13 protein-coding genes are annotated in these 12,328 nt (G+C 42.7%); 10 read left to right on the top strand and 3 right to left on the bottom strand.

Going from position 1 to position 12,328, the window contains the following annotated elements; all coding sequences use genetic code 11:
• Positions 1-63: 63 nt before the first annotated feature.
• The 5 genes from pstC (at position 64) to phoU (ending at position 4,190) form a co-directional block, all read left to right on the top strand.
• On the top strand, positions 64-987 hold the full coding sequence (gene pstC / locus F6X55_RS00955) for a phosphate ABC transporter permease subunit PstC (RefSeq protein WP_026569940.1): 924 nt from the start codon (positions 64-66) through the stop codon (positions 985-987).
• Positions 987-1,874: a phosphate ABC transporter permease PstA gene (gene pstA, locus F6X55_RS00950; protein ID WP_026569941.1), complete on the top strand. Its 888-nt coding sequence runs from the start codon at positions 987-989 to the stop codon at positions 1,872-1,874. The genes pstC and pstA overlap by 1 nt, the downstream gene beginning before the upstream one ends.
• Before the next feature lie 72 nt (positions 1,875-1,946).
• On the top strand, positions 1,947-2,714 hold the full coding sequence (gene pstB, locus F6X55_RS00945; RefSeq protein WP_235162463.1) for a phosphate ABC transporter ATP-binding protein PstB: 768 nt from the start codon (positions 1,947-1,949) through the stop codon (positions 2,712-2,714).
• 17 nt (positions 2,715-2,731) lie between these two features.
• Positions 2,732-3,508, top strand: coding sequence for a phosphate ABC transporter ATP-binding protein PstB (gene pstB / locus F6X55_RS00940; RefSeq protein WP_026569943.1), 777 nt, complete (start codon positions 2,732-2,734; stop codon positions 3,506-3,508).
• Positions 3,509-3,530: 22 nt separating this feature from the next.
• A complete protein-coding gene (gene phoU, locus F6X55_RS00935) occupies positions 3,531-4,190 on the top strand; it encodes a phosphate signaling complex protein PhoU (RefSeq protein WP_153461547.1) in 660 nt (219 codons plus the stop codon).
• A gap of 686 nt (positions 4,191-4,876) precedes the next feature.
• Here the strand turns inward: phoU and F6X55_RS00930 are convergent.
• Positions 4,877-5,353, bottom strand: a complete 477-nt coding sequence (locus tag F6X55_RS00930) for an endolytic transglycosylase MltG (RefSeq protein ID WP_026569945.1) — start codon at positions 5,351-5,353, stop codon at positions 4,877-4,879.
• An 11-nt stretch (positions 5,354-5,364) separates the two neighbouring features.
• The gene (locus F6X55_RS00925) at positions 5,365-5,724 is read right to left on the bottom strand and encodes a hypothetical protein (protein WP_026569946.1); all 360 of its coding nucleotides are present in this window, start codon (positions 5,722-5,724) and stop codon (positions 5,365-5,367) included.
• 377 nt (positions 5,725-6,101) lie between these two features.
• Between F6X55_RS00925 and rpmG the strand changes: the two genes are divergently transcribed.
• From rpmG to F6X55_RS00905, 4 genes are all read left to right on the top strand, one after another.
• Positions 6,102-6,251: a 50S ribosomal protein L33 gene (gene rpmG / locus F6X55_RS00920; RefSeq protein ID WP_026771167.1), complete on the top strand. Its 150-nt coding sequence runs from the start codon at positions 6,102-6,104 to the stop codon at positions 6,249-6,251.
• A 384-nt stretch (positions 6,252-6,635) separates the two neighbouring features.
• Positions 6,636-7,193: a 5-formyltetrahydrofolate cyclo-ligase gene (locus tag F6X55_RS00915; protein ID WP_026569947.1), complete on the top strand. Its 558-nt coding sequence runs from the start codon at positions 6,636-6,638 to the stop codon at positions 7,191-7,193.
• A gap of 62 nt (positions 7,194-7,255) precedes the next feature.
• Positions 7,256-7,444 (top strand): hypothetical protein, encoded by a 189-nt coding sequence (locus F6X55_RS00910; protein WP_026569948.1) that lies wholly within the window; start codon positions 7,256-7,258, stop codon positions 7,442-7,444.
• A 700-nt stretch (positions 7,445-8,144) separates the two neighbouring features.
• The gene (locus tag F6X55_RS00905) at positions 8,145-9,791 is read left to right on the top strand and encodes a rhomboid family intramembrane serine protease (protein WP_153461545.1); all 1,647 of its coding nucleotides are present in this window, start codon (positions 8,145-8,147) and stop codon (positions 9,789-9,791) included.
• On the opposite strand, the gene F6X55_RS00900 is transcribed toward F6X55_RS00905, so the two are convergent.
• Positions 9,764-10,645, bottom strand: coding sequence for a hypothetical protein (locus F6X55_RS00900; protein WP_026569950.1), 882 nt, complete (start codon positions 10,643-10,645; stop codon positions 9,764-9,766). The two genes, F6X55_RS00905 and F6X55_RS00900, sit on opposite strands and share 28 nt — an antisense overlap.
• Positions 10,646-10,837: 192 nt before the next feature.
• On the opposite strand from F6X55_RS00900, the gene F6X55_RS00895 reads away from it, so the two are divergent.
• Positions 10,838-12,301 carry a spore germination protein gene (locus F6X55_RS00895; protein WP_026569951.1) on the top strand — a complete coding sequence of 488 codons (1,464 nt, stop codon included), beginning with the start codon at positions 10,838-10,840 and terminating at the stop codon, positions 12,299-12,301.
• The last annotated feature ends 27 nt before the right edge of the window (positions 12,302-12,328 follow it).

The following is a 12,328-nucleotide window of genomic DNA, read 5'->3' as shown; positions in this document are numbered from 1 at the left end:
AAAAAAAGCAGGGTAAATGCTAAAAAGCATTTGCCCTGTGATGACTTATTAGGGGTGTTTACTATGGAAAATAAAGCAGCTCTATCAGCGGGAGAGCGATTAATAAAATCAAAACGAAACAGGTCTTTAGGTGAATTGAGAGGGAAAATTCTGGTTACGCTGTGTGCGTTAATCATGATTACAGCGACGGTGTCCGTAACAATTTTCCTGACTGTGAAGGGGCTGCAATCTTTTCTAGTTAACCATGTAAGTCCCATTGAGTTTTTAACCAGCACCAACTGGAACCCGTTAGCAGACGATCCGAGCTATGGTGCATTGCCATTCATTTTTGGTTCATTGGCTGTCACCTTCCTCTCCGCATTGATTGCAGCGCCGTTAGGCATTGGCGGAGCGATCTTCATGACAGAAATAGCCCCGTCTTGGGGCAGGAAAGTCCTGCAGCCAGTCATTGAGCTGCTGGTAGGAATTCCTTCTGTTGTTTATGGATTCATAGGGCTTACAATTTTGGTTCCTTTTATTAGAGAACATGGCACTGGGACCGGTTTTAGTATTCTTGCAGGTACCATCGTACTGTCCATCATGATTTTGCCGACGATCACTACCATTGCAACGGATGCGATGGGAGCTTTGCCGAGCAGTTTACGAGAAGGTTCTTTGGCGCTCGGAGCGACTAGATGGCAGACAATCCGGAAAGTATTGCTGCCGGCCGCATTGCCATCTTTGTTGACAGCAGTCGTTCTTGGGATGGCTCGGGCATTTGGCGAAGCATTGGCGGTCCAAATGGTCATCGGAAATGTCAGGAGCCTGCCGGCCAGTTTACTAGATCCTTCTGCCACGCTAACGACGATCATTACACTAAACATGGGGCACACCACCTATGGAAGTGTCGAAAACAACACGTTATGGTCCATGGGTCTGATTTTATTGATTATTTCGTTTGTCTTCATATTAATTGTCCGATACTTGTCATCTAGGAGGAAAATCTAATGAACAGCAAGGTAGCAGATCGAATCGCCACAGGAGTCTTTATCGCAATAGCCTTTATCATCGTTGCCATTCTGGCCGCGCTGTTCTCGTTTATTCTGTTCAGAGGTGTACCGCAAATTTCCTGGGAATTTTTGACCACTCCTTCCAGCTCTGTACGGGCAGGAGGGGGAATTAGGGATCAACTATTCAATTCTATTTATATTTTATTTATCACGATGCTGATCACTGTACCGCTTGGAGTATGTGGTGGTATTTATATGGCGGAATATGCCAAGCCGGGAAAAGTGACCAATTTCATTCGATCTTGTATTGAAATGCTTGCCTCCCTGCCTTCGATCGTCGTCGGTATGTTCGGGCTCTTGGTTTTTGTCAACACGACAGGGTGGGGCTATACCATTATAGGCGGTGCGCTGGCTTTAACGATTTTCAATATTCCGGTTATGGTGCGTGTCAGTGAAGATGCCATTCGATCTGTTCCTGCTGAAATGAAAGAAGCAAGTCTGGCCTTGGGCATCACTCATTGGCATACAATCAAGACAGTGCTGATTCCATCGGCATTCCCGGGAATCTTGACAGGCGCCATTCTTGCGTCAGGGCGTGTATTCGGAGAAGCGGCAGCTCTGTTGTTTACAGCGGGGCTGTCTACACCGCGGCTTGACTATCTGGACTTAAACCCTTTTTCAGAGACTTCTCCGTTGAACATTTTTCGACCGGCGGAAACGTTGGCTGTTCACATTTGGGCAGTGAATACAAATGGTATCATGCCGGATATCAGGGAAATTGCAAATGGATCTTCTGCAGTCCTGGTTTTGGCAGTATTGATTTTCAACTTATTGGCAAGGTGGCTCGGCAGCGCCGTCCATAAAAAAATGACGGCAGGTAAATAAATGAATAAAGGGGTATTCGATATGGCTGCTACAATTACAATTGAACCAAAGTTGCATAAACATCCGACAGCAATGGAGATAAAAAGAGAAACCATACTGCAGACAGAGGACCTGAGTATTTATTATGGGGACAATCAGGCAGTGAAACATGCCAACCTGGATATAGAGAAAAATGCCATAACTGCATTGATCGGTCCTTCTGGTTGCGGGAAGTCGACATTTCTGCGCAGTATCAACCGGATGAACGATTTGATCCCGGTTTCTTGGAATGAAGGGAAAATAATGTATGAGGGCGTGGATATCCTTTCAAAGAACATTAATACAATCGCACTGCGTAAAGAAATCGGCATGGTTTTTCAAAAACCGAATCCATTTCCTAAATCAGTCTATAACAATATCGCGCATGCTTTACGATTCTATGGAATCCGCAAGAAAAAGCAGTTAGATGAAATCGTCGAAGAAAGCTTGCGGAAGGCTGCCTTATGGGACGAGATTAAAGACAGGCTGCACGATTCTGCTTTATCGTTGTCAGGAGGACAACAACAGCGACTTTGCATCGCCCGGACACTTGCAATGGAACCTAACGTACTACTGCTCGATGAACCTTCATCTGCTCTGGATCCGATTTCCAATGCCAAAATTGAAGAGTTGATTTTGCAATTGAAGGAAGACTATTCGATTGTTATTGTCACGCATAACATGCAACAGGCTTCCAGAATCTCGGACAAAACAGCGTTTTTCTTGAATGGATCTGTCATTGAATATGGAGAAACCGAGAAGATTTTCACCAATCCGGATCAAGAAAAGACAGAAGATTATATTTCTGGCAGATTCGGATAAAGGGAGGGAACAGAGACATGAACAAGACAACAACCACAGTGAAACCGGTTTTTCATGTACAAGACATGAACTTATGGTATGGAAACAACCAGGCATTGAAAAATGTCCATCTCGAAATTCCGGAGAATGAAGTGACGGCGGTAATCGGGCCATCTGGATGTGGAAAATCGACTTTTGTCAAAACGTTGAATTTGATGGTTAAAAGGATTCCAAGTGTTAAATTATCAGGTGAACTGCATTTTAACGGACAAAATATTTTAAAAGACAAAGTAGATTTAGTTAACCTAAGAAAACAAATCGGAATGATATTTCAAAAAGGAAATCCTTTCCCGCAATCCATTTATGATAATGTAGCGTATGGCCCGAGAATACATGGAATGAAAAGGAAAAAAGAACTGGATGAAGTGGTGGAAACTTCTTTGAAGCAAGTTGCTTTATGGGACGAAGTGAAGGATCGCTTGAACAGTTCTGCTCTTGGTTTATCAGGCGGACAGCAGCAACGTCTTTGTATTGCCCGTGCAATTGCCACCAAACCCAGTGTTGTATTGATGGATGAACCCACTTCGGCTTTGGATCCGGTTTCCACTCTCCGGATCGAGCAATTGATCAGCGAACTGAAGAATCAATACACCATCGTCATTGTGACCCATAATATGCAGCAGGCTGCGAGAATATCTGATCAAACAGCATTCTTTCTTCATGGCGAAATAATAGAAGCTTCGGATACAGATAGTTTGTTTTCAGTGCCATCCGACAGACGGACAGAAGACTATATAAGCGGCCGGTTCGGTTAATTCATAGGAAAGAGGAGATAAGATGGTTGCAAGAGAACAGTTCCAGGTAGAATTGACTGCGTTAAGGAGCCAAATAATCAGTCTTGCCCACGAAACGGAAAAAATGCTGGAAAAGTCTATGGAAGCATTGTATAACCAGGACATCGACCTGGCCAACGAGATAATCGAATACGATAAGCAACTGGATGAAAAGGAGCTGAAAATCAATGAAGATGCGATTTTGATGATTGCCCGGCAACAGCCCGTTGCAACAGATTTACGAAGGTTGATCATCGCTTTGCGCATTTCCTCTGATTTAGAAAGAATGGGCGATAACGCAAAAAACATAGCGAAAGCAGCCATTCATTTAGGCGAACACCATGGACTGACAATCCACCCCGCCTTAAATGATATGAAGCAAACGGCTTTAAAAATGGTGGACCTTTCCGTCAAAGCTTTTGAATATGAGGACATCACTCTGGCGAGAAAACTGGCGGAGCTGGATGATCTTGTCGATAACATGTATGGTGAAGTAGTAAGGGAAATGCTCGAAAAAACGGCGACGAACCCACAAAAAATACAACACATCATGCAGATGGCTTTTAGCGCAAGGTACATTGAACGTTTTGCCGACCACACCACCAATGTCGGTGAAAGCATCCTTTATTTGGTTAAAGGGGAAACATTGGACTTAAATAAATAGTCTATAAAACCAAATGTGGCCGACACAAGGGGATCAAGCAAAGAGGAGCAGGGACAAAAGCATAGTGCCAAAGTAGAAACCGGACGATTCCACAATTGGACCGGTTTTCTCGTAACCTGGCTTAGCGCACTATCAAACAAAAGGTTAAAAGAAGTTTCTCTGTCAAATGTGGTGGTGCGATTTTTCTTCCACCCTCTCTTTATCGAAAGGCTCAGAACAGCTATTTTACTCAGACCGCAATAAACCCGCTTTCCGCGGGCGAACGCCCGAGCCTCCTCGCAAAACCCGCTGCGGGGTCTCGGCGGCCCGTTTTTCCGCAGGAGTTTCGCTTATTTTCCACTGCTACGCTATTTCGCTCTATAGAGCCTTTTTAACTGCTTGCTGCCATAAGATTTTATGCTTTAATCGTTCAAAGTCTTTGATGCCAAAAAAATCTCGTTTTAAAACGAATACGTGTCTTCTTTATCTACCTTTCCTGTGACCTTGCACACTGCAGGAATACCCATCACGACAGGGGACACCACCACATTCAGTATAGAGCCTAAAAGAAAAGGGTATCCAAATCAAAAAACGAGCGAATTCTAAGTGCTATTCGAATTCGCTCGGTATCGCTTTGAGTGCCATGTCAGGCTACTTTACATGCGGATTTTCCTTATATACACACCGCCATCGTGCAAGCATGACGCTCAACGGGTGATTGTTTCAGCAATCTCTTGATAAGACATGTCTTCTTCTATATGAAACTCACCGGTCTGGATTGCGGTACTATAATTTTGATCGGTTAAATAATCAGTGAAACTCTGTCGGTCTTCCACTATACCTGCTTTATAGAGGGTATCGATGATTTCCTCCGTATTCATACCCGGTTTGATTTGTAAGTCTATACTGGCAGGTGTCTTTCCTTCTTGTTCCTCCGTTTTTTCTTCGTCTTCCTCGTCTGCTGGTCCGGCTTGTTCATCATCTTTTGATTGTTCTGTCTGTATTTCGTCCAGCGTTTTAACGACATATCCTTCTGCTTCCAGCTTGTTAACCATCTCGGAAGCCGGCATCTCTGCATTTGATTGTTTTGTTTCTGTCGGTTTTCCTTCGATATAATAGCTGACGCCAAGCACGAATACAGCACTCAAGAGGCCAAGGGCGAATGCCCTTATCGGTTGCTTCATCCTGATTCTCCTTATCTCTTTGAAGAAAATTGTTTTATAATGGAATGTATGTCATGCTCATTCAAGGAAGTTTCCCTGGCAATTTGTTCGACTGACTTTCCCTGGTGATTGAGTTCCAGGATTGTTTGGTACATGGGCGGCGTTGTGCCTTGTGAAGCAGGATTGGTGTTTTCCATAAAATCCATGTCGTCCGCAAGCAGTTCTTCTTCCAGAATTCTTAGCTTTTTCTTCATTTGATAGGATTCTTGCATGGAAGAAATGGAAAGCTGCTCTAATTGCTGTTCGATGTCTTTGAATCGGTCGTTCATAAAAAAGGATAAAATCAATAAAATGATGGATACTGCCAATAAGGCAGATAGTGCATAAACCATGGTAATTCCTCTTTTCTTAAATACTTTATATGAAAATCCTACTGAACTCACATATATATAATAGAAGTGCGACCAGTCCTTTTACCTGGATGAAGACACAGGAATCTGGAACTTACCGTTTTATACTATTTTAAAACTTGTTTCGTTTTCCTGTTAAATGGCGAAAAAATATCAAGCATAAAGTTCTTGCTTATGGTTACTGAAAGAAGTATTGGTTGTTTCCATTAACAGTTATATCATATTCTATCGATTATTTGAATGCTTTCTGTTAAGAGGTTGAAATTGTTATGTTTTTTTGGTAATATTATTAAGTCTGAAAAATGATATGTAAGATTGAAATGTTGATTACATTTGAAGAAGGTTTGGAGGGATAAAGAATGCGTGTAAACATTACACTTGCTTGCACCGAAACTGGTGACCGCAACTATATTACTACTAAAAATAAACGTAAGCATCCAGAACGTTTGGAGCTAAAAAAATATTCTCCACGTTTGCGTCGGCATACACTGCACCGCGAAACAAAATAAGCTTACAGTAAATCCGGTTCACCCGGAAGCTGTATGTGTTAAAACCCTCACCAACATAGTTTGGCGGGGGTTTTTATTTGTTGAATTCATGAATCTCCTCATTTAAATGACGCGAAAATTGGCTCAATACTGAATGTGGTGGTGTCCTCTGTCTTGATGGGTGTTCCTGCATTGTGCAAAGAAATACACTCATTCCCTCTGCGGCCTTAGTAAATTAGCTGTTTTTAGAATGCGCTTTCGAAAAAGAGAGGGTGGAAGAAAAATCACACCATCACATTTGAGAGAGAACCGGAAAGTTGCGGAAGCTTACCAAGCTTGCTTTTCATTTGATATGATGGAATCAAAGCATGGCAAAGCGAGCATTAAAGGATAGGGGGCTGGGTAATGAAAAAAAGCGAATGGAGGACGATGGCTAAACAATTGCTAAAAGACATGCCTGCTGAAAAAAGGGAATCGATAGAAACAAAGTTGGCGTCACACTTATTCGATTCGGTTTATTGGAAAAGGGCCAATACAATTGCTTTGACTGTCTCCCAACATCACGAATGGGATACCAGGATGATCATCGAAAGGGCGTGGAAGGAAAAGAAAAACGTTTGTGTCCCCAAGTGTTACCCGAAAGTTCCGGAAATAATATTTTATCATTTGAAGTCCTATGACCAATTAGAGTGTGTTTATATTGATTTACTGGAACCAAATCCTGATGCAGCCCAGTCTATCCCGAAGCAGCAAATTGACCTGGTCATCGTCCCGGGCTTATTGTTTGATCGGCAAGGCTATAGGATCGGCTATGGCGGGGGATATTACGATCGCTTTCTATCCGGTTTTTCAAATTCCACCCTTGCTTTGACAAGTAATGAACAGTTAATTGATGAGGTTCCAAGAGATACTTACGATATTGCGGTTGATCATCTCATAACGGAAACAGGATTGATATTTTAGAAAGCATAAAATTGATTCACCTGGTGCATGATAAGAGCATCCAGTGAGAAAGGGTGTAGAACATGAGGTCATTTCTGATTGCATGCTCGATCATTATCACCGCCGGTATGATTTTTCAAAAACGATTTAAAATACTTAACGCACTGCTTGCAGTCAATACACTGCGAAAGCTTGCTGTGACTGTTTCGATGAACATTCCGTATGTGCGGTCAAAAATCATGCCTGCTATTTTAGGGCGCTCAGCATCATAAGCTGAGTGTCTTTTTTATGAAGCAAATTAAGTGATTTGACTTCTACACTTATAGTATAAACTGCGACATAGTTTGAATGCGTCTTCCTTTTGTTGAGTTGGAGTTCTACGCTGCGAAAATACCCTGCGCTTTCCGCGGGCGGCTGGTGAGCTTCCTCGAGCTGACGCTCTGCGGAATCTCACCGAGGCCTTTCCTCCCGAGGGAGTCACCGGGTATTTTCTTCGCTAGGAACAGCTTTCTGTTTAGAAACGCCTCGAAATTTTTATTCATGGTACTCTATGCACCGTATCATCAAAAGACATTGCCAGGGAACAAGCAGAAAGTCCAAGAACAGGATAATAAATGGAACTTCAACTATCTATTTATGAAAAGAAGTACACATTTCCTGACAAAAGCTTTTAAGATGGCTTGTTGGGACTCAAAGTCTCTAGGTTTGCGATAACACCATGCTTCTTGGCGTAGGTAGCATGCGTAGACTCCAGCGGGAACAGCGCGAGCTGAAGATCCACTAGGTAAAGCGGTTTTCTTTACCTAGTTAGCTGAAGCCGTGCCCGCGGAAAGTGAAGTATGCTACCGAAGCGGTGGTTAGCACGCTTTTTGAATAGGACATTACAGTTACTGCGCATTTTCTATCTCCAGTGCATATACAATAATTTTTTCATTATTGGTCCTGTTTTAAAAAAGTGACAGAGAGGAGCTAGTGGACAAGGCGGTTCATCCTTTTCATCTGAGTGGCGAGACGATCACAGGTTGGTTTTTTGTCATTGAGACGGTCATACATGGTAAGATAAAAGGGAGAGGGAGTGGCATCATGTATGTACAAGATGAATATTATTTTTTGAATTTAGCTAATGACTTGGTCCATGACCATGACTATGAAATACTCCATATCGATCAGGACAGTCAGGAGATTTGGCTCGAGAAACAACAAAAAGATACATCGAATGTCATCCGGCTGTATCATAAAAGTTTTGATTGGGGAAACCATTTAAAAAATGACATGGCTCAAGTCATTTATAAGGTGCAAAATTTACGAAAACTGCTTGGTGGCCAAAAAGTGAAAATACACGATGTATATGTGGCAGCACAACCCCCTGTCGATGATTGGGAATCCTTGAAGAAACCGTTGCTTGTAAAGGATAAAAAGCAGACAGAAATGCATGTGTATTATTTGGACGAAAGGAACCGTATAAGTGAAAAGCATCGATTATATGACAATTTGGGACTTGATGATCGACCGTTCGTGCAGTCCGACAACGAAGGAACAATGGAGCGCCAGTCATATGAATTGAAAAGCCTTTTAAAAAAACGCCTGGTTGAACAACAACAGGCCGAGCAGTCAGTATTCCAGAAGGGGCGTCCTTTGTTTACATATATCTTACTTGCGATCAATGTCCTTTTATTTTTTTTATTGGAGAGGCATGGAAGCAGTTTAAATACACAGTCACTGATCGAGTTCGGCGCAAAGTACAACCCGGCAATCCTGCAAGGAGAATGGTGGAGGCTCATTTCTTCCATGTTCCTTCATATAGGTGTTGTCCACTTGCTCATGAATATGATTGCTTTGTTTTATCTCGGCACAGCGGTAGAAAGACTCTATGGATCAAGCCGGTTTATCATAATCTATTTTCTGGCCGGATTAACAGGCGGTCTTGCCAGCTTTGCCTTCAACACGCAAGTTTCGGCCGGTGCATCCGGAGCTATATTTGGTCTTTTCGGTTCTTTGCTTTATTTCGGTGTGCTTTACAAGCGGTTGTTTTTTCGGACGATGGGCTGGAACCTTTTGTTTATATTGGCTTTAAATATTGCTTTTGGTTTGATGATGCCGCAAATTGACAATGGTGCACATATCGGAGGGTTGCTTGGCGGTTTTTTGGCCTCTGCTTTCGTTTCCCTACCCGGTAAAAAGAAATGGTTGAATCAATTGGGGGGATTCCTGCTTTACCTTTTAATGGCAGGCGGTCTGCTATTTTATGGTATGCACTTTTCAGCTGCCAATCTTCTTCAGCTTGCCCAGCAATCCTTAGACCAAAAAGAATACCAACGCACCATAAACTATACGGAGAGAGGGCTTGAAGATGGGACTGAATATCAGGCCGAGCTTTTATTTTACCGATCACTGGCACATTTGAAATTAGATGAAACAGAAGCAGCAATCGATGATTTAGAGAAGAGTCTGGAAGCGAAACCGGATTTTGCCGAGGCGCATTACAATTTGGCTTTGTTGTACGCCAGCCATGATCAAATTGACAATGCGAAACAACATGCAGAAAAAGCTTTGAACCTGCAACCGGATAACGATGATTTTGGGAATCTGGTTCACCGTTTGTCATCGAATGAAGGATAGGCCTGCAGCAGTTGCTGTTTTTCTTCGTTTTCATCTTGAAAGAGCACCATTAAATGACTTCCATCATTCGCAAATAAAAGCAAAGGGATGAACGTATTGATCGGTTGCTTGTTATTTTGACTGCCTGCAATTCCAAGGATGTAATGTTTATAGAGTCCTTCCCAAAGCTGTCCGATGACCTGTTGACTTTCCGTGTCTGTCAATCCCGGAAGTGGCAGATCTTCGTATTTTGCCAAATCTGTAAGTGGAACAATGGTATAACTATCAACCGGAATATCAAAGTGATTGATCAGCTGGTTCCAATGAAAACTGAGTTGCTGGTTGGTGGCTGTATCAAGTGTATGCTTCCATTCTTCCTGATTTTTATTTAGAGGCTGGTCAAAAGATTCCAAGGCTGTATGCGGAGAATCAATAACATACAATTCATCAGAGGACATTGCCTGGATGCTTTTGATCTTATCATCCGGATAATGAATCTCTCCGTGATGAAAAGTGATGGCTTGGAAATGACTGCTGTCTTCCCCGTGGATAGAGGACTTTTGTTCAATGGTTTGTCCGTTCTCTTTCCATTTACTAAGGATTCCTTTCAATTTTCCGTCTATATACAATAAGGAAACATCCTGCCGCAAATAAATAGGGCGTTCTAATTCTGAGGCTTCCTGCCAACGTACGCCGTATTCATCTGTATCTATTTCGGACAAGATTTTCAGTTCTGTATGATAAGAAGAAAATGACACTTTATCGTCCAATGGAAAGTATTTTAGTACTGTTTTCTCTTTGTCGGTGAGAAAAAATAAGCTGGCAGCAAGTAAGGCGGCAAATAAAATGACCGGAATGAGCAAGTTTTTTTTCATGTAACTACTCCTTTAACAGCTTGTCATTTGTTGCTTAATTGAATATATGTGCCGTATAGGAGTTATATGAAACGAAGCTGGTTGTAAGTTTATATGCCGAAGGGGTCATAGTGTTGTATTTTTTTCCGTATGGTTCGAACCTAAACGGTACAAGCTAACAGTGTTAAAGAAATCACCATATAGGATGAGAACATGGACAACGAAACGAAAAAGGTACCAGTACATCGTGACCTGGAAAAAAATGTTGAATACATGCGAGAGCGCCTCGGAGTGGACAAAAGCTTCGATGTCATTCACATGGACTTGGAGTATGCAGGAAGGAAAATGGCTTTATTTATGGTTGATGGCTTTGTCAAGGATGATATCCTCCATTTATTGATGAAGCTTCTATCAAGACTTGAGCCAGATCAGTTGGACCCTGACCCACTTGAAAAACTGCTGAAAACGCATTTGCCTTATATCGAACTGGACAAGTCAGAGGATTTGGATAAAACCGTGGATACGGTACTGGCCGGGCCAACAGCATTGTTAGTGGATGGAATCCGTTATGCCATCATCATTGATGCACGTACTTACCCAGTCAGGAGTCCCGACGAACCGGACTTGGAAAGAGTGGTAAGGGGATCGCGTGACGGCTATGTAGAAACAATTGTCTTTAACACTGCTTTAACCAGAAGAAGAATTCGTGACCGTTCATTGCGTATGGAGTATTTAAGTATAGGGAGAAGATCCAAAACAGATATTTGTCTTTGCTACTTGGAAGACATTGCCGACAAACGCAGAGTGGAGACGTTAAAAAAACACCTGAAGAAAATCGATACAGACGGTCTTCCGATGGCAGAGAAGACCATTGAAGAATATCTTTGTGGAAGACATTGGAATCCCTATCCGACTATACGTTACACAGAACGTCCGGACACGGCCGCGGCCCACATTTATGAAGGGCACATATTGGTGATTATCGACGGGTCGCCCAGTGTTATGATCACACCTGCCACCTTCTGGCATCATTTACAGCATGCCGAAGAATACCGGCAAAAACCTCTGGTAGGGGCCTATCTGCGGATGGTTCGTTTTGTTGCAGTGATCGCTTCCATTTTTATTCTTCCTTTATATTATTTGCTCTCGACAAGGCCGGAATTGCTTCCGGAGGCACTTGCTTTTATCGGACCGAACGAAGACGGCGCCATTCCGATATTGATCCAGTTTTTGATAGCAGAAGCAGGAATAGACATGCTTCGGATGGCGGCGATCCATACACCTACTGCGTTAGCGACTGCACTTGGACTTGTCGCGGCCATATTGATTGGACAAGTTGCTGTCGAAGTGGGGCTGTTTTCTTATGAAGTCGTGCTATATCTTGCAGTAGCGGCGATTGGAACATTTGCTACACCTAGTTACGAGCTCAGTCTTGCTAATCGCATATTCCGGATTGTCCTTCTTATTGTAACAGCTATTTTTGGAGTGAAAGGCTATGTTGCAGGGATTACGATTTGGATTTTTTACTTGGTCCGGATAGACTCTTTCCGGATTGGCTATCTATGGCCGTTCTTTCCATTTTCTGCCCGGCCGTTGCGAGATATTGTGCTTCGCTCTCCGATTCCATTGAAAAACAGAAGACCTACATTTTTAAATCCACAGGATCCCGATCGATAACGAGGTGTGTAAGGTAAGCCTGCAGAA

This window comes from Sediminibacillus terrae, assembly GCF_009602435.1.
In the GTDB taxonomy this organism is placed as follows: domain Bacteria; phylum Bacillota; class Bacilli; order Bacillales; family Amphibacillaceae; genus Sediminibacillus; species Sediminibacillus terrae.
This window is presented reverse-complemented; position numbering and strand designations above follow the sequence as displayed.